Annotated in this window: 6 protein-coding genes; 3 read left to right on the forward strand and 3 right to left on the reverse strand. The window is 72.7% G+C overall.

What is annotated here, in order from left to right; genetic code table 11:
* Window positions 1–292: 292 nt before the first annotated feature.
* The 3 genes from OG897_RS14930 (at window position 293) to OG897_RS14940 (ending at window position 14551) form a co-directional block, all read left to right on the forward strand.
* A complete protein-coding gene (locus tag OG897_RS14930) occupies window positions 293–4459 on the forward strand; it encodes an amino acid adenylation domain-containing protein (RefSeq protein WP_266656993.1) in 4167 nt (1388 codons plus the stop codon).
* Window positions 4456–14277: a non-ribosomal peptide synthetase gene (locus tag OG897_RS14935; RefSeq protein ID WP_266656995.1), complete on the forward strand. Its 9822-nt coding sequence runs from the start codon at window positions 4456–4458 to the stop codon at window positions 14275–14277. Before OG897_RS14930 ends, OG897_RS14935 begins: the two co-directional genes overlap by 4 nt.
* A gap of 142 nt (window positions 14278–14419) precedes the next feature.
* Window positions 14420–14551 (forward strand): hypothetical protein, encoded by a 132-nt coding sequence (locus OG897_RS14940; protein WP_266656997.1) that lies wholly within the window; start codon window positions 14420–14422, stop codon window positions 14549–14551.
* 169 nt (window positions 14552–14720) lie between these two features.
* On the opposite strand, the gene OG897_RS14945 is transcribed toward OG897_RS14940, so the two are convergent.
* The 3 genes from OG897_RS14945 to OG897_RS14955 all read right to left on the reverse strand — a co-directional run bounded on the left by OG897_RS14945 (window position 14721) and on the right by OG897_RS14955 (window position 19121).
* Window positions 14721–15980, reverse strand: a complete 1260-nt coding sequence (locus OG897_RS14945; RefSeq protein WP_266656999.1) for a hypothetical protein — start codon at window positions 15978–15980, stop codon at window positions 14721–14723.
* Between the two features lie 11 nt (window positions 15981–15991).
* Window positions 15992–16807, reverse strand: coding sequence for a hypothetical protein (locus OG897_RS14950; RefSeq protein WP_266660189.1), 816 nt, complete (start codon window positions 16805–16807; stop codon window positions 15992–15994).
* A gap of 154 nt (window positions 16808–16961) precedes the next feature.
* Complete coding sequence (locus OG897_RS14955) at window positions 16962–19121, reverse strand: right-handed parallel beta-helix repeat-containing protein (protein WP_266657001.1); 2160 nt, start codon at window positions 19119–19121, stop codon at window positions 16962–16964.
* Window positions 19122–19181: the final 60 nt, after the last annotated feature.

Consider the following 19181-nt stretch of genomic DNA (forward strand, 5'->3'; position numbering starts at 1 on the left):
CGACGGAAGACCCCGGACCGGGCGGACAGCACCCTCTGCCTCCCCCGGTCGGCACACCGCGCGTTGGCCCACCCGGGTGCCGTTGCCGGGCCCGCCCCCTTTCCGAGGATCTGCGGAGTGACCACGGCCGGACAGCACGATCCGGATTTCGGACGAGTCTGGAAGATCCTCCATTGACAGAATTCGTCGCTTTGATCAATCATCCGTGACAAGGCCGGACCGGCCGACGGTGCGGTTCCAGGATTCGCGTTCGTACGGCCGACGGCAGCTCCCGACAGTGGAAGAGTTGGCCTTGAACGCGCACCCGAAGTCCCTCCATTCCCCTGTGGAGCACACCTCGACAGAGGCCGGAACACCGGCCACCGCCGCGCAGCGGAGGCTCTGGTTCCTGGCGCAGATGCGCGGGGCCGACGAGGCGTGTCACGTGCCGGTGGTCCTGGAGTTGGACGGCGCACTGGACCGGGACGCGTTGCTGCGGGCGCTGGGTGCGCTGGTGGAGCGGCACGAGGTGCTGCGTACCCGGCTGGTCACGGTGGCGGGCGCACCGTACCAGCAGGTCGATCCGGCGGGTGCCGCCTTCCCGCTCTCCGTACGGGACCTCACCGGGCAGCCCGACGCCGAGGCGCGACTCGCCGAACTGGAGCGGGAGGCGGCGTCCGCCCCGTTCGACCTGGCCGTGGACCATCCGGTGCGCGGCTGCCTCGTCGTGCGGGGCGAGGACGCGCATGTGCTGCTGCTGACGTTCCACCAGGCCGCACTCGACACGTGGTCGGCCGGGGTCGTCGGGCGGGAGCTCGGACAGCTCTACGCCGCCTTCGGCACAGCGGTGAGCGGTGACGGCGGCGAGCCTCTGACATCGTTGCCCATGCGGTACGCCGACTACGCCGTGGAGCAGCGGCAGTGGCTGGAAAGCGGTGTGGCGGAGCGGCAGGGCGCGTACTGGGCGAAGGCGCTCGCGGGTGCTCCCGCCCTCCTGGAGCTGCCGACCGACCGGCCCCGGCCGGCCGAGCAGGACTTCCGGGGCTCGCGGGTTCCCGTACGGCTCGATGCCGAGCTGAGCTCCGCCGTGGCCGCGTTCGGACGCCGGGCCGGGTGCGGTGTCGCCGAGGTGGTCCTCGCGGGGTGGGCGCTGGTGCTGGCGCGCCATTCGGGCCAGGACGACGTGGTGATCGGGATGCCGCACGCCAACCGGCCGCGCCCCGAGCTGGCCGGATTGGTGGGGCACTTCGCTCACCCACTGGCGTTGCGCGTCGACCTCTCCGGGGACCCGGACGGGCAGGCGTTGGCCGGACGCGTACGGGAGGCGGTGCGGTCGGCGTCGGACCACGCCGAGCTGCCCTTCGAGCGGGTCGTCGATCTGGTGAAGCCGCCGCGGAGTCTGGGGCGTCCGCCGGTGTTCCAGGTGTTCTTCGACTGGCGCGCTGCCGAGCGGGGCGACGGGCCGGACGGCTGGGCGTTGCCGGGAGTGGACGTGGCGAGCCGTCGAGGGGGCGACGGAACCTCGGTGTACGACATGGCGTTGGAACTCGGCGAGGCCGACGGCCGCATCGAGGGGACGCTCACCTTCGCTTCCGCGCTGTTCGACGCCGGGACGGCCGAGCGGTACGTCCGTCATCTGCGCAGGGTGCTGGAGCAGTTGGCCGACGGGAGCGGGCGGGCCCTCTCGGAGGTCACCCTTCTCGATGCCGAGGAGCGCGCTCAGGTGCTGGTCGCCTTCAACGACTCCGGCCTCCCCACCGGGAGCGCCGGACTCGTCGAGCGGTTCGAGGCCCAGGTGCGCGAGCGGCCCGGGCAGACCGCCGTGGTGCACCGGGGCGAGAGGCTCGACTACGCCGCACTCGGGCGGCGGGCCGACCTGCTGGCGCGGACGCTGACCGACCGGGGCGTGGGCGTCGACCGGGTGGTCGGGCTGCACACGGAGCTGTCCGTGGACATGGTGGTGGGCATCCTGGGTGTCCTCAAGGCCGGTGGCGCGTATCTGCCGCTGGATCCGGCCCTGCCTGCGGAGCGGCTCGCGGGGATGGTCGCGGACTCCGGTGCGGTGCTGGTGCTCAGCAACGCGGCAGGGGCCGAGGAGGCTTCGGGCGGGGCTCCGTGGGTGTCCCTGGCGGACGCGGAGGCCGGGGCCTTGGCAGAGGGCGGGGCCGAGGGTGGTCCCGGGGTGCCCCTCGACGCCGCGCACCGCGAGTCCCCCGGCCTCGCCGCGCGGCCCGAGGACCTGGCGTACGTCATCTACACCTCCGGGTCGACCGGCCGCCCCAAGGGGGTGGCCGCCACCCACCGGGGCATCCTCAACCTTCTCGACTACTGGCTCCACGAGTTCGGCGCGGCTCCCGGGCTGCCGTCCGCGATGTGGCCGTCCTTCTCCTTCGACGCCTCGGTGCAGGAGTTCCTGCTGCCGCTTTCCACCGGCGGCGTCCTCCACCTGGTCCCGCAGGACGTGCGGGACGATCCCGAGGCGCTGGTGGGGTGGATGCGCGAGCACGCCGTCGTGGACGTACTGCTGCCGCCCGCGTACGTCAAGTGGATCTGCGAGGCACCGGAGGAACGTCTCGACGGGCTCGCGCTGCGGTGTGTCCGCACCGGGTTGCAGCCGCTGCCCGAGGAGAGTCTGTACCGGATGGAGCAGGCGCTGCCCGGGCTGCGCGTCTTCAACGCGTACGGGCCCACCGAGACCGCGCTGTACTGCACCTCCTATCTCGAGCCGCGCCCGCTCGCCCGGCAGGCGCCGATCGGCAGGCCGGTCGCCAACACGCGTGCGTACGTACTGGACGAGCGGCGTGAGCCGGTGCCGATCGGTGTCACCGGGGAGCTGTACATCGGCGGGGCCGGACTGGCGCGCGGCTATCTGAACAGCCCCGGGCTCACCGACGAACGCTTCGTGGCCAACCCCTTCGTGCCGGGCACCCGCATGTACCGCAGCGGCGATCTGGTCCGCTGGCTGCCCGGCGGGGATCTGATGTACGTGGGGCGGCGTGACCACCAGATCAAGCTGCGCGGCTTCCGGGTGGAGCTGGGCGAGATCGAGGCCACGCTGCTCGCGCAGCCCGGGGTGACCGAGGCGGCCGTACTGACCGATCTGGACGCGGGCGGCGAGCCGTATCTGGTGGCCGCCGTCGGCACGGATTCCGGGTCCGGTGCGGACAGCGGGTCCCCCGCCGATGCGGGGGCGGCCGTGCCCCGTGACGCCGCCGCGTGGAAGGCCGCGCTCGCCCGGCGGCTGCCAAGCCACATGATTCCGGCGTTCTACGTCGAGCTGCCGCACCTGCCGCAGACCCCCAACGGCAAACTCGACCGCACTGCCGTCCTGGAGCTGTCCCGCGCCGCCAGGCCCGCCCAGGTCAACCAGGAAAGCCCCCGCGACCACATAGAGTTGACGCTCTATCAGATATGGCAGCGGCTGCTGCTGCACCCCGACATAGGCATTCGGGACAGCTTCTTCGACATCGGCGGCACCTCGGTCTCCGCCATCAAACTGGCCCATGCCGTACGTGCGGAGTTCGGCCGCTCGCTGCCGGTCCGGGACATCCTCCTGCACCCGACGATCGAGGACCTGGGCGGTCTGCTGCGCCGGGAGGCGACCGATGCCCCGCCGAGCGGGCCCCTCACCTTCCGGCAGGGTGACGGCAGCACCCAGGTGGTCTGCGTACACCCGGCGGGCGGCACCGCCTTCTGCTACCTCTCGCTGGCCAAGGCACTGCCCGACTCCGTCGGTGTGCACGGCATCCAGTCGCCGGGCGTCAACCCGGGCGAAACCTTCCTGCCCACGGTCGAGGCCATGGCCGACGCGTATCTGGAACTGGTCGGGCCGCTGCTCGACGCGGACCGCCCGCTGGTGCTCACCGGGCTCTCGTACGGCGGTCTCGTCGCGCACGAGATGGGCCGACGGCTCGCGGAGCAGGGGCAGCGGGCGCTGAGCGTGGTGCTGCTCGACACACCGGGCACGGACGATCCGCAGGAGCGGGCGGCTGTCGTGCCTGCCGAGATGGCGGAGTTCCGCGACAAGCTCGTCAAGTTCAACGGCATGTACCCGGGCATCGACGACGCGCAGATCGAACAGTACTTCCGTCTCTACAACCACAACCGGCTCACCACCGTCGACCACGTACCGGCGGTGACGACGGCCAGGACCGTACTGATGCAGGCGGTCGAAGGCGTGCCGGAGGAGCAGTTGCGGGAGCACCGCGCGTTCTGGCAGCGGCGTACGGACGGGACCTGTGAGGTCGTACCCGCGCGATGCGGGCACTGGGACATGCTGGAGTCGGCGGAGGTGGTCGAGGTGGCGGCGACGATCGGGGCGGAGCTGGCCCGGTGGGCGCGGTCGTCGCCGGTCCCGGAACAGTCGTCGGTGGTGTCGGAACAGTCGTCGCCGGTGTCGTCGGTGGTGTCTGAGCAGTCGGCGCCGGTGTCGGTGCGGTCCGCGCAGGGCCCGCAGTCCGGAACGGCGGCTCAGGCATGAGCGACCTCGTACCCCTCTCCGGCATCCCCGCGCCGGGGCTCGCCGCCGCCGTGCTCGACCGGGCGCGTCGGCACCCCACCGCGCTCGCGCTCGTTGACGGCGCCCGCCGACTGGACTACGCGGAACTCGACAGGCGCAGCGCCGCCGTCGCCGAGGCGCTGCGCGCCCGGGGTGTGCGGCCCGGGCAGGCGGTCGCGCTCCGCCTGCCGCGCTCCTGGCAGCTGGTCTGCGCCATGCTGGGTGCCTTGCGCCTGGGCGCGACCGTCGTTCCCCTGGACGCGCAGAGCCCTCCGGAACGCCGACGCCACATCGTGAGCGACTCGGCCAGCGTGGCGGTGGTCCTCCGGGAAGCAGACAGCTCCGAGGAGGCCGACCGCTCCGAGGAGGCCGGCAGCACCGGGGGGCTCGGTGAACTCCCGCCGGGGGTGGCGGCTTTGACGATCGAGTCGCTCCTCCAGGACGCGAGCCCGACGCCGTGCGACCCGCCGTCCGGCGGCTTCGCCCCGTCCTTCCTCTTCTACACCTCGGGCAGCACCGGCCGTCCCAAGGGCGTCGAGGTCCACGACGCGGGCATCCTGCGGCTGGCCCGGCCCGGGTATCTCCGGCTGGACGAGGGGATGCGCTTCGCCTGCCTGTCCAACCCGGCCTTCGACGCGCTCAGCTTCGAGGTCTGGACCCCGCTGCTGACCGGCGGCTGCTGCGTGATCGTCGACGACGACACCGCTCAGTCGCCCGATGCGCTGGCCGCCGCGACCGAACGACTGGGCATCGACGTCCTGTTCATCACGGTGGCCCTGTTCAACGCGGTGGTCGAGAAGGTCCCGCACTGCTTCGCCACCATCGGTCAGGTACTGGTGGGCGGCGAGCAGCTCAACGCCCCGCTCATCCGGCGCTGGTACCGGCACAACCACGCCTCCGCCACCCGTCTGCACAACGTCTACGGCCCGACCGAGGCCACCACGTTCGCGCTCTGCCATCCCGTCCCGCGCGACTTCACCGGCGACCTCGTGCCGATCGGCCGCCCCCTGCCGGGCACCGGAGCGGTCGCCGTCGTCGACGGCAGCCGCGAGGCGGAATGCGGCGAGGTCGCCGAACTCCTCCTGTCCGGCGACGCGTTGGCGGCGGGATACCGCAATCTCCCCGAGGAGACCGCGCTCCGTTTCACCACCCTGCCGTGGTACGACGGCGGGGTGCGGCGGCACTACCGCACCGGCGACCTGGTGCACCGCGACGACGAGGGCCGCTACACGTACGTCGAACGGGCCGACCGGCAGGTCAAGGTGCGCGGCTTCCGCATCGAGCCCGGTGAGCTGGAGCGGTGCCTGCTGACCCATCCGGCGGTGCGCCAGGCATATGTGTGCACCCGGCGGGACGCGCACGGCGTCAACGAGCTGCTGGCCCATCTGGTGCTGGGCTCCGAGCTGTCGTACGACGCCTTTGAACAGCACGTGTCCGCCGGTCTCCCCGCGTACATGCGCCCGCACCGGACATACCTCCTGACGGAACTGCCGCTCAACGCCAACGGGAAGGTCGACAGGGACGCACTGGCGGCCTGTGCCGGGAATCCCTGGCGTGGCGACGACGGCCGTACGGACGGGGACCTCGAAGAGGGGGACCCCACGCACGACGGTCTCCTGGGTGAGGTGCTGCAACTCGCCTCGGACGTAACGGGAGTTGACGACCTGCGCGGTTCCGATCGCTGGATCGCCGTCGGCGGGGACTCGCTCAAAGCGCTGCGGCTGCGGTACGAGGTGCGCAGGCGCTGGGGCGTCGAGGTGCCGCAGGCCCGCGTCCTTGCGGGCGACCTCGCCGGGCTCGCCTCGACGATCGAGGCGGGCCTCGCGCCGGGCCGTGCCGTACGCTCCGCCCGCTACCCGGTGCCCGCCGCGCCGTCCGGGGCCGAGTCCGCTCCGGCCACCGCCGAACAGCAGCGGCTGTGGCTGCTCCAGCAGCAGGACCCGGCCTCCCGCGCCTATCACGTTCCGCTCGCGTTCGACGTGGCGGGCGAGGTCGACGCGGATGCGCTGCGGCGGGCACTGCGGGACCTGGTCGTCCGGCATCCCGCGCTGCGCACCGCCTTCGAGGCGACGCCGGGAGGTCTGCGGCAGGTCGTGGGCGAACCGTACGACCCGTGGTGCGAGCCGTCCCCCGGGGCTGCTTCCGGGTTCTTCGACATTCCCTTCGACCTGGCACGTCCCGAGCTCTTCCGGGCGTGCTGGCTGCCACGGCCCGACGGGGGTGAACTGCTGCTGTCCCTGCACCACATCGCGGTCGACGGCTGGTCGCTCAGCATCCTGTTCGGAGAGCTGTCGGCCGGGTATGTCGCGGCGCGCGGCGGGCGGGCTCCGCTCCCGGACCCGGGTGCCGTACCCACGCCGCTCGACTACGCCGACTGGCAGGCCGAGTGGTTCACCTCCGACGCCTACCGGTCGGATCGCTCCCAACTCCGCGCCAAACATGTCGAGTTGATGTCGGACACGGAAGATTCACCGGATGCCCTGGAGCCGGTCCTGCACACGGAGATCCGCACGGGGCGTCTGCTGCGGACCACCCTCGACGCGGGCCGCCGCGAAGCACTCGACCGCCTCTGCGGGCAGTTGGGGCTCACCCGGTTCCAGGTCCTGCTGGGCGTGTACGCGTGGAGCCTGTACGGCGTGACGGGGCGTACGCGGCTGCGGATGGCCGCTCCGGTGGCGAACCGGCCGGTGCGGGAGTTCTCCACCGGGGTCGGCATGTTCGCGAACACCGTGGTGATTCCGGTGGAGTTGGGGATACGGGAGGAGCTGCGCCCCCTGCTGGCACGGCTGGGCTCCGTGGCGCAGGACGTGCTCGCCCTCCAGGATGTGGCGCTGGCGGACGCCCTGCACGACGGGGCGGCCGGCCGAGGAGGCTCCCGGGGCACGCCCTTCGACTTCCTCTTCGTGCTGGAGAACACGGACTTCGGCGCACTCGCCTTCCCTGACTGCCGGGTCCTTCCCCAGTGGCCCCAACCAGCGGATGCCAAATGCCCGTTGACGCTCTCCGTCGTGGAACGGGGCGTTCGGCCGGGCGGCGGGCCGGGCCCCGGGTCCGAGGGGGCGCTAGACTGTCTGTGGGAGTACGACGCCCGGTTCTTCGCCACCGACGCGGTGACGGCGATGTCGGAGCTGTTCCGGGACGGCCTGGACCGGCTGCTCGGGGAGGACGACGGGGCGCGGCCCCGTCCCCGGGGAGGAACCCTGGCCGAGTTGGTCGCACCGTACCGGGAGCGGCTGCCCGAGCCCGGTCGGGCGCGGCCGATGCCCGCCGACTTCGTCACCGTCGCCGAGGGGTTCGCGCGGCAGGTGGGCCGCACCCCCGACGCGCCCGCTCTGGTCGGCCCCGAGCGCACGCTGACGTACCGTCAGTTGGATGCGTACACACAGCAGTTGGCAGCGGAACTGAGCCGTGAGTTCCCGCTCTCGGGCGCGGAGGACGGGGATCCCTGCGTGGCCCTGCACTTCGCTCCCTCGGAGACGCACGTGGTGGCGCTGCTGGCGCTGGCCCGGCTCCGCCTGACCGTGGTGCCGCTCGACCCCTCGTACCCGCCGGAGCTGCTGCGGCAGATACTCGGCCAGCTGAATCCGCTGTGCGTGCTGGTGCCGGAGGGTGGTGCGGACGCGCTGGACGGCATCGCCCCGGACTCCCTGCCGCGCCGCCCGGTGAAACTGGCGGCGCACCCTCCGTCGGCACCCGAAGAACCGGGCGAGGTGCCGGAGGATCCTGACGGGCGGCACCCCCTCTACCTGCTCTTCACCTCGGGTTCCACGGGCGTCCCGAAGGGCGTGCGAGTACCGGACCGCACGCTGTGCAACCTGCTGCAATGGCAGCGGGATTCGGGCGGCCTGGCAGAGGCGGCGGTCACCCAGCAGTTCTCGATGCTGTCCTTCGACGTCTCCTTCCAGGAGGTCTTCAGCACCCTGTGCGGCGGCGGGCGGCTGCACCTGGTCGACCCCCGGTGGCGGCAGGACGCACCGGCCCTGCTCGACCAGCTCGAAGCGTCGGGCGCGGAGCGGCTGTTCCTGCCGTACGTGGCGCTGCATCTGCTCGCCGAGCACGGCGTCCGGCTGGGCCGCTATCCGTCGCGGCTGCGTGAAGTGGTCACGGCGGGCGAGCAGTTGCTGTGCACGGACGCGATCCGGCGGTGGTTCGCCGGTATGCCGGGGGCCCGGTTGTTCAATCATTACGGTCCTTCCGAGACCCATGTGGTGAGTGCGCTGTGCCTGGAGGGCGACCCGGCCGACTGGCCGCAGCGTCCGGCGATCGGCCGTCCGGTGGCGGGCGCGTGGCTGCGGGTGGTCGACGAGGCGGACGCTCCCGTGCCGCCGGGGATGCCGGGTCGGCTGCTCATCGGCGGGCCGATGGCCGCTCCCTGCTACGCGGGCGACGCCGTCCAGAGCGCCCGCCTGAACGCGGAGCGTTTCGTCGACCTGCCCGGTCTCGGCACCTTCTACCGCAGCGGCGACCTGGCGCACTTCGACCACGAAGGGCTGCTGCACTACCGGGGGCGCGACGACCAGCAGATCAAGCTGAGCGGCCACCGGCTCGAACTGGGCCAGGTGGAGGCGGCGCTCCTGCGTCACCCGGACGTGGTCAACGCGGTCGTCGCGGTGCAGGTCGAACCGGGGTCCCAGCCAGCGGAAGGCACCCGGCTGGTGGCCTGCTTGCAGCTGCGCGATCCTGATTCCCCGCCGGATCAGGCGGAGTTGGCACGGCATTTGGCACCGCTGCTGCCCTCGTACGTACGGGTGGACCGCTTCCGCGTCCTGGAGCGACTGCCCCTCGCGCCGAGCGGAAAGCTGGACCGCAGGGCGGCGCTCACGGCGCCGGGCGTGGAACTGGGGGTACCGCGGGCCACGGCCTTGGCGGAGGCGGCCCCCAGGGCGGCCGCGCTGTCGGCGCGGGAGGCACGGCTGACGAAACTCTTCGAGGAGGTGCTCGGCCTGTCCCCCGGACCTGACGAACGCTTCTTCGACGCGGGCGCGTCCAGCCTGGGCCTGATGCGGTTCCATCTGCGCTGCACGGCCGAACCGGAGCTGCGCTTCTCGATCCCGGACCTCTTCGAGCACGTCACCGTACGCCGCCTCGCGGCCCATCTCGACGACCGGGAATCGCCAACGCGCCCGCGTGGAAAGGTTGTTGAGCAGCGCACAGCGGAGCACGACGAGTCGTCGGACGCGCGTGAACCCATCGCCGTCGTCGGCATGGCCGTACGCGTCCCCGGTGCGGACGATCTCGCCGCGTTCTGGAAGCTGATACGCACCGGGGGCCGGGGCATGGAGCACTTCGAGGCGCCCGAAGGCGTGGTCGGGGTGCGCAGCCAGATGTCGGAGCTGCTCTCGTTCGACGCCGAGCACTTCGGCATCAGCCGCCAGGAAGCCCGCCTGATGGACCCTCAGCAGCGGCATCTCCTGATGAGCTGCGTACAAGCGCTCGCGCATGCCGGAATCGGCGGGTCAGGGGCGGCGGACGCGCGGCGGGCCGGAGAAGGGAGCGGACAGCGGCCCGGGGCCGGGCAGCGGTCCGGCGAGAAGGCCGGGCCTCGGATCGGGCTCGTCGCGGGCTGCGGCGAGAACACCTACTTCCAGTCCCTGCTGCGCGAGGCGGACCCCGAGCGGCTGCCCGACGGGTTCCAGCTCGCGCTGCATCACGAGAAGGACTTCCTCACCACCAAGGTGGCCTACCACCTCGACCTCGCGGGTCCTGCGTTCACCGTGCAGGCGGCGTGCGCCAGTTCGCTGGTCGCCGTCCACGTCGCGGCGGGCCTGCTGCGGCAGGGCGACGCCGACGTGATGCTCGCGGGCGGAGTGCTCGTCGACACGCTGCTGACGGACGGATACGCCTACCGCCCGCAGCACATCTTCTCCGCGGACGGCCACTGCCGGGGCTTCAGCGACGACGCGAGCGGCACCGTCGGTGCGAGCGGTGTGGGCGTGGTGGTGCTCAAGCCGCTGCGCCTGGCGCGCCGCGACGGCGACACCGTGTACGCGGTACTCACCGGCTCGGCACTCAACAACGACGGTGCGGGCAAGCTCAGTTACAGCGCACCGTCGCTGGCAGGCCAGCGCGACGTGATCCGTGCGGCATTGCGCCGCAGCGGTCGCTCCGGTGCCGATCTGGGGTACGTGGAGGCGCACGGCACCGGCACTCCGCTGGGGGACCCGGTGGAGGTCGGCGCGCTGCGTCAAGCCTTCGGCGAGGAAGACGCCGCGGCAGCCGGGAACACTTCCCCGGCGTGTGCACCCGCCTCGGTCGCGCTGGCCTCGGTGAAGAGCCAGATCGGGCATCTGGGCGCGGCGGCCGGAGTGGTCGGCCTGGTCAGGGCCGTCCTGGCGATCCACCATGCGGTGATTCCCCCGCAGGTCGACTTCCACCGGCTCAACCCGCAGATCGGGCCCGACGCGGGGCCGTTCTTCATCCCGACCGAGGCGCGGGCCTGGCCCGTCGACCGGCCGAGGGTGGCCGCGGTGAGCAGCTTCGGCATCGGCGGCACCAATGCGCACGTCGTACTGGAGGCGGGCGACTCGTCGACGGGCGGCCCGGCCCCGGAGGCCGACACCGCGCGAAGCGTGGACGGCACGAGCGGCACGAGCCGCACGAGCACAGCGGATGCGGCGGGTGCGGCAGTGCCGTGCGTGGTGCTCTCCAGCAGCAGTGCACAAGCGCTGCGCACCGACGCCGCGCGCATCGCCGCCCACCTGCGTGCACGCCCGGAGACGTACGACAGCGTGGTGCGGCACCTCCGGGCCGGGCGTCCGGCGCGCCGCCTGCGGGTGGCGGCGGTGTGCGCGGACGCGGCGGAGGCGGCGGTCTGGCTGGACGCGGTCGCCGAAGGGACGGTGCGGCCCGTCGAGGCGGGCGTACCGGACGTAGCCGACGACGGTCTGTCCGTGGGCGAGCACGCGCCCGGTGATCTGGTCGCGGCCTGGCTGGCGGGCCGGTTCGTCCGGTGGTCGGAGGCTTCGGAGGCTTCGGAGGCTTCGGCGCAGGCTCCGTGGGACTTCCCGCCGCCCGCCTTCGCCCTCACCACGTACGACGCGTCGGAGCTGCGGCGCACCGTGACGACGGGTGACGGCTCGCCGGGGACCGCCGCCGGGGAGTGGCCCGAGCGCGTGGGCGAGGCGGGTTGGCTGCACCAGCCGCACTGGGTGCGACGGGGCCGAGCCGGTGGTCCCGGTGAAGTGGGCTCCGCTCAGGGCCTGTTGGTGGTGATGACGGATGAGCCGTTGCCGGAGGCTGCCCTGCGGCCCTTCCGTGCTGTGTTCGACCGGGTCGTCGGTGTCGTCGCCGCAGAAGGGTTCGCCCGTCTCGGTGAGGACGCGTACGCGGTGGACGCGGCTGACTGCGACTCCCTGCGGCAGCTTTTCGACGCACTCGTGGCTTCGTCTCCGGTCTCGGCAGTTCCGGGTGCGGGCCCGGTCGTCGACTGGTTGCACGCGCTGCCGCTCGGGGTCGGAGGGGCGGTCGACGACACCTCGCTCGACCGCGCCCGCCGGGCCTGTCTGGACACCCCGGCCGCCCTGCTGCGCGCTGCGGCCGAACTGTCGCACCCCGTAACGCTGCGGCCCTGGTGGCTCTCGTACGCGGCGCAGCCCGTCGAAGGACCCGTACGGCGGCCGGAGTTGGGGCTGCTGGCGGGTGCGGCGGAGGTGGCGGCACAGGAGTGCGCCGTCGACGCACGGTGGCTGGACCTGCCGAGTGATGAACTGGACTGCTGGGCAGCCGCGTTGGCGGGACTGCTCGCCGAACGCGTGCAGGCGCGGGAGGATTCCGGCACGGAGCGGCGGCTCGCGCTGCGGCAGGGCTACTGGTGGCGTCAGGCCGTGCTGCCGGTGCCCGTTCCGGAGCCGACCGCACCATCGGTGGCGGCCTTCCAGCCCACAGGGGCGGAGGGTCCCCCGACGTACGTGGTCCTGGGCGGTACCGGCGGGATCGGCAGTGCGCTGGCCGCCCAGTTGCTCGTGGAGTCCGACGCGTGCCGTCTGGTACTGGTGTCACGCCGGGCCGCTCTCCCCGAGGCGCTCGCGCCGTGGGCGGACCGCGTCGACCTGGTCGAGGCGGATCTGGGAGTGGCCCGCGTCGAGGACGTACTCGGACTCCTCGAAGGTGTCGCCACGCGGATCGACGGGGTGGTGCACGCGGTGGGCCTGCCGGGCGGCGGGCTGCTGACGCGGCGGGACAGTGCCGCGATGCGGCCTGCGACGGAGGGCAAACTGCGCGGCGCGCTGCTGGTCGAGCGGCTGATCGAACGCCACCGGCCCGCTTTCGCCGTGTACTGCTCGTCGATGTCGGCACTGTTCGGCGGCGTCGGCCAGTTCGACTACGCGGCGGCGAACGGTCTGCTGGACGGCTTCGCCGGGCACCGGTCGGGAGAGGGCGAGAGCACCCTGCGGATCGCGCTCGGCTGGGACGTCTGGCGCGAGGGCGGCATGGCCGGGCGGGCCCTGCACGGGGACGCACGCCATCACGCCCATCTCGCGGTCGGCCTGACCGATGCGGAGGGCAGGCTGGTGTTCGCACGGGCGCTGCGACTCCAGTTGCCGCACCTGCTGGTGTCGACGACGGACATCGGGCGGGCCGCCGCCTTCTACGCGCCGCCGCAGGACCGGGGCGTACCGAAGGGCGGGAACCCACCGCAGAGTCGAGCCCTGCCAGAGGGCCAGGACCGGGGACGCGGTGCCGCGCCCGACGACGCACGCGGCACCCTCACCGGCTGGCTCGGTCAGTGGCTGGGGCTCGACGCGGCGGAACTCGATCCGGAGGTGTCCTTGTACGACTACGGCGCCGACTCCCTCACCATGATCGACCTCATCGCCAAGGTGGAGCAGCACTTCGGCGTCGACCTGGAACTCTCCCGGCTCAGTCACCGGGTGAGCGTGGAGGAGCTGCTGGGGCACCTGCCCCGGGAGGCCGGGGCCGCGCCGGAGGCAACCGCAGCGGCCACCCGGACCACCGAGGTCTCGGCGGAATTCCGTTCCGTGCCCGCCCCCGAAGTGACCCTTGAGGTCTGGCAGGAGGGTACCGGCACCGACCTGGTGTGCCTGGTGCATCCGGTGGGCGGCGACATCCAGGCGTACCGCGACCTGGTGTCGGCGCTCGACCCGCACCTCACCGTCTGCCTCGTCGCGGACCCCTTCCTGCGCGGCTCCGCCGAGCACGGGCCCGGCGTCGCGGCCTGGTCCCTCGCGGAGCGTGCGCGCCGGTACCACGCCGCGCTCCAGGAGCGCTTCCCGCACGGCGAGTGGCGGTGGCAGCTGGCGGGCTGGTCGTTCGGGGCGTGGGTGGCGCACGCCATGGCCGCGGAGGCGGAGGCGGCGGGCCGACCCGCCGAAGGGCTCCACCTGCTGGACCCGCCGCCGCCGGACGGCGCCGCCCGGTTCCTCACGTACGACGACGACGAGAAGGGCATCGAGGCGGTCTTCGCGTACGAACTCGGCCAGGGCCGTGCGGAATCGGCGGGCGGGACGGCGTCGCAGAGCCCCCGGGCGCAGGCGTACGCCGCGCGTCTCGCGGTGTGCTGCCGGGCGAACCTGGCGGCGATGGCGCGGCACGTGCTGCCCCGGCTGGCCGCCACGCCCGCGCATCTCTGGCTGGCGGGCCTGCCGGTTCCCGGGCTGCCGGAGCCGGACTCCGTACACCGTCAACTCATCGCGTGGAAAGCCGAGTTGCCGTTCCTCAAGGCCACGGCAACGCTGGACACGACGCACTACGGCATCGTCCGCCCGCCGCACGTACGGCCGGTGGCCGATGCGGTGAACACGGCGGCGTCCTGGTCCCGTACGGATCGCGGAGACGGGTGAGGGCAGCGGGGAACCGGCCGGGACGGGGGACGCGCCGCGCACCGCGCCCGGCCGGGAGGAGCAGGGCGGGTCAGGCGCGCGGCCGCTCGAACCGGAGGGCGGGGTCGCCGTCGGGGTGCGGGGGCGCGGTGATCCGGCCGTCGTGAGTGCGGGTGATCGCGCGGGCGGCTCCGCCCTGCTCCGGCAGGTCGCGGCGAACCTGCCGGAGCAGGGCGGGGCCGCCCGCGACAGGTGCCGGGCCCAGGTGGGCGGACCGCGCCGTCAGGCCCGGTGAGGCAGAGCCGTTCGTCCAGGGCGCTGCCGGTGCTGATTCGCCGGGCGGCGGCGGTGACCTGGGCGGGACGGGGATCTGCCCGGCGCTGCGCGCCGCCCGTGTGTCTCCGGCGGAGGCACTCCGTTCGGTCTGAACCCCCGTCGTGGGACCGCCTCGCCCCTGCCTGTGTTCAGGTCAGCAGGAGGCTGAGGCCGCCGATCGTGTAGATGATCATCAGCGTGAGCAGGGGGAGCTGCCCGCTCACGGCGCGGGCGGGCGGGAACAGGCGGACGGAGCGGTCGTGTGCCGCGATCACACCGAGGACGTGACCGGTGACGACCGCGATCGCCTGGAGTGCCGCCAGCGCGCCGGGACCCAAGGGAGGCAAGGGTTCGGGGGCGTTGTCAGTGGCGAGTGCCATGCTTACTGTGCGTGGTCCTTCGGTGACGAGGAGGGAGAAGTAGTGGGCGACGAGATAGCCGAGCGCGATCGGCACGAGTGAGTGGGCGAAGGCGGTGAGTCGGCCCGGGTGGGGTCCGCTGAGGAGGCGGGTGGCCGCCGCGCACAGGCAGTAGAGGGAGGCGACGAGGGCGACGGAGCAGAGGAGGCCGAGAGTGGCCGTGGTGGTGCGGCCGAGAGGGGAGGTCTGGATCGCGTTGATCCAGACAGGACTGTCGGAGAAGCCGTCGTACGCGGTGGAGCCGAGCAGGACGCAGACGACGGCGACGAGCCCGGGGCGTTCGGGGGTCGCGTCGAGTCCGTGGAAGGGGTTGCGGAACACCAGACGGCCGTCCGCGCGGCGGCCGAGGGGAGAGAGGCGGGCCAGCAGGGTGGAGTAGACCTCGAAGGGGTCGCCGTCGGCGAACCAGCGTTCGCCGAAGCGGGCGGCGAGGGCGAGCTGGACGACGGTGTGGACGAGGAGGGCGACAAGGAGGGAGGTGCTGGCCGCCGGGTCCGGGGAGACGAGCTCCAGCCAGGTGAAGGCGAACAGGGCGACTGCGGCGGGCCATTGGCCGAGTCGGGGCGGCAGCGGGCGGAAGGGGCGGCGGGGACGGGCTCGGGTGAGGAGCCGGAGTGGGTTGAGCAGGCGCCAGACGGGGCCGAAGAGGAGGGAGGCGGGGATGAGACCGACCCAGAGCAGGACGTAGACGGCTCCGGGGGCGGGGTTGCGGTCGGGGTCGTCGGGGCCCAGGAGGAGGTACAGGACGACGGCGAGCGTGGCGGCCAGTCCCAGTGCGCGCAGGGTGGCGCGGGTGGCCGGGGCGTCGGCGGCTCGCTGGATCCCGGCGGGCAGGGCGAGGCCGGAGCGGTCGCCGCGGAAACGGGAGGTGGACCAGAGCAGTCCGAGGGCGAGGAAGGAGACGAAGAGCGCCGCGAAGGCTCCGGCGAACGCGTAGAAGGGAGAGATCGGCAGGTCGTGCTGGGAGCCGATGCCGTGGGCCAGGTTCACCGCGCGAGGGGTCACCGTACGAGGAGTTGGGTCAGGACGAGACCGGACTCGTGGGTTTCCACCTCGAAGAGGCCACTGCGGTCGGCGGTCAGGAGCAGGGTGGCCTCCCGGCCTGCGGGCAGGGCGAGTTCCTTGTCGTAGCCGTGGACGTGGAGGGTGTCGGCCCGGTCGCTGGTGACGCGCAGGGCGACCCGTTCGCCGCGCTTGAGCTCGGTGCGGCCGGGAGCGGGGGTGACCTTTCCGTCGCGGACGGTGATGGTGACGGTGCGGTCGGCCGCCGGTGCGGTCGGTGCGGGGGCCGGGGCGGAGGGGGCGGGGCTGCCGGGGCCGGTGTGGGTGTGGCCTCCTGGGGTGGCGATGGCTCCGGTGAGCGGGGTGGTGGCCTCGATCGGTTTGCCCGCGACGGCCCAGGCGGTGTGGTCGTCGGCGTAGAGGCGGACGGTCAGGGTGCGTGCGCCCTGGGGCACTTGGGCTGCGGGCAGGTGGAACCAGGGGCCGTAGAGGCGGGCGATCTGACGATCGTCGACCTCCAGGTGGGCGTGGCCCGAGCCGAGGAGGGCGGCGCCGCCGACGCTGTCCGGGGTGAAGCGGAAGTTCCGCACGGTCAGGTGGAGGTTCAAGCCGTCCTCCGCGTCGGGCCGCAGGGCGAGTTGGACCTGCGGGGCGCCGTCCGACGGGACCTCGCGGAGCCGGTGTCCGGTGCCGTCGTCGCCGGTGAGCAGGGTGCCCACGTCGCCGGATGCCTCTTGGTGGGTGGTGCCGGGCTTGTGGTGGGTGGTGGCAGGTTCGCCACAGCCCGTCGCCGCACCGCCGAGGAAGAGCAGCAGGGCGAGCGCGACGAGGGCACGGCGGGTCCCGGGGCGTGCGGCCGGGCGCGTCCCGATGGCGGTGCGGCGTGGGCCGTGCAGGGGGCTGCGGGGCGTAGTGTCCTCGGGCCGGGGGGTCACAGCGTGCCTCCTGCGGCAGTGGGGGAGGTCCGCATCACGGGGTCGGCTCCTGAGCACTGGGACGGGCGCCGGCGCTGCCAAACGGACCGGACGCCGCGCCGGGCGCGGACTTCGGTACGGGGGTGCGGTCGTTGTCGTCGGCGGGGGCCTCGGCCGGGGGCCCGGCGGGCCGGGTCGGGGTGCCCGGTCGGGTCGCCGAGGCGATCACGGCCCACAGGACCCAGATCACCGCGATCAGGGTGCGGATCCAGGCGGGGCTGAGCGGGATCCAGGGCACCATCAGTACCGCCTTGTCGAAGGCGTCCAGCAGAGTGAGGGCGCCCAGCAGGAGGCTGAGCCGCGCCAGCCAGGGCCGGGTCGGACGCAGCGCCAGGCCCGTCCCCGCCCACCACAGGCCGAGGCAGAGCAGAGCCGCGGCGGGCACCGGCGTGGCGGCCAGCGGCATGGTCGAACCCGCCACGTCCAGGGCGAGGCCCACGACCCCCAGCAGGGCGGCCGACGAGCCCAGCCGGGAGGCCCGCAGACGGCGCCACCACAGCACCCCGCCGACCAGCAGCAGGACGGCGGCGACGGCCAGCGCCAGCTGGGTCTCGACGCGTTCGATGCCGCGCGCGCCGTACCAGTCGCAGCCCGCAGGCAGTCTGCGCGCCTGCACGCTGTAGTCGGCGCAGATCAGCAGCTGCGCGAGCTTGACCGGTTCGCCCACGAGCCGGTCGGAGCCTCCGAAAAGGTCTCCGCGTGCGCCGCCGCACTGGGGCAGGGTGCCGGGGCTGGAGCCGTCCGGGCCGTCCTGCCAGCAGTTGCCCCGGCCCTGTCCGTCCCAGGAGACGTCCATGCCGTTGGGCCGGGAGGCCCCCTTCCTGTCCTTGCCGAGGATGTTGTTCGCGTAGCGGTTGTGGTGCGAGGTGTCGGTCTGTTTCGACCATGCCTTCTCGCCCCGGATGAAGGCGGGGACCGCGTTGAGGTAGAAGGCCGCGCGCCGGTGGCCGTACACCCAGTTGTTCTCGTACAGGTTCCAGTTGCCGCCCGCGGTGATGATGCCGGTGCCCGGTGGCATGGAGATCTGCGGGCAGACCACGCCCTGTTCGTAGCCGCGTTGCACGGGGGGCTTGGCGCAGGTGCCGTCGGCGACGAAGGGGTAGTAGTCGGCGTTGTTGTCGTGGATCAGGTTGCGTTCGAACTTGGCGTGGTTCTGCGGGAGTCCGGGGTGTCCTGGGAAGGCGCTGTCCATGGAGGCGCCGCCCATGTTCTGGTCGAACTCGTTGTCGTGCACCCAGACCGAGTCGCCCGCGGTGCCCGAGTAGCCGACCATGTTGTGGTGGCTGCGGCAGCCGGTGATCTCGATCGAGTAGCGGGGGACGTCGTAGCCCCGGCCCTCGTTGATGTTGGAGGCGCTGCCCGGGTAGATGCCGGAGTCGCCGTTGCCGTAGGACTCGCAGTTCTTGTACAGGCCGTGGTCGCTGGCGAAGGTGAGGAATCCGTACTCGTCGTTCCAGCGGGTCAGTACGTCGTCGATGACGAAGCCGTCGCCCGCGAGGACGTACAGCGAGTTGAAGGTGGTGCGCTGGGCGGTGAAGTTGCGGAAGTAGACGCCGTCGGACTGGTCGGCGCGGATCCCGTTGAGCTTCTGGTACTTGGCGTCGATGACCACGTCGAGGCGGGAGGCACCGGTGCCCTCGATCTGGAGGTTCTTCTTGCCGAGGATCGCCACCAGGTTCTGGTTGCGGGGGCATTGGACCTGCTGGGCGTACGACAGGATCTGGTACCCGAGGGAGGAGTCGGGGGCCTTCAGCGAGGCGCACGCCCCGGCCGGTTTCGGCAGCGAGGGCTCCTCCTCGTACAGGCCGGGCAGGATCGCGATGTTCATGCCGGGCCGTTTCACCGCGTCCACGGCGGCCTGGAGATGGCGGTAGCCGCTCTTCTCGCAGCGTGCGTACAGAGCGAGGTTGCGCTTCCTCAACTGCTCCGGAAATGCGGCGATTCGGCGCTCGAAGGCCGCCCGGCCGGTCTTGCAGACGAGGAGATCGGGCTCCCCCGTCCGGTACTCGGGTACGGATCCGGAGCCGTCCGGGAAGGTCACGGGCCGTTCCTCGTGCGCGCTCGCGGCGGGCGCGGCGAGCACGAGGAGGAGCAGAGCGAGGAGGGCGGCGAGGAGCACCGGCGGCACGGCGGAGAACCTGCGGATCCACGGCATGCGCGTGAGAGTAGAGCAATGTTCATCTTTTTGGATCCCCCCGTGCACGGACGAAAATCG

The sequence above is a fragment of the Streptomyces sp. NBC_00237 genome (assembly GCF_026342435.1).
Classification (GTDB): domain Bacteria; phylum Actinomycetota; class Actinomycetes; order Streptomycetales; family Streptomycetaceae; genus Streptomyces.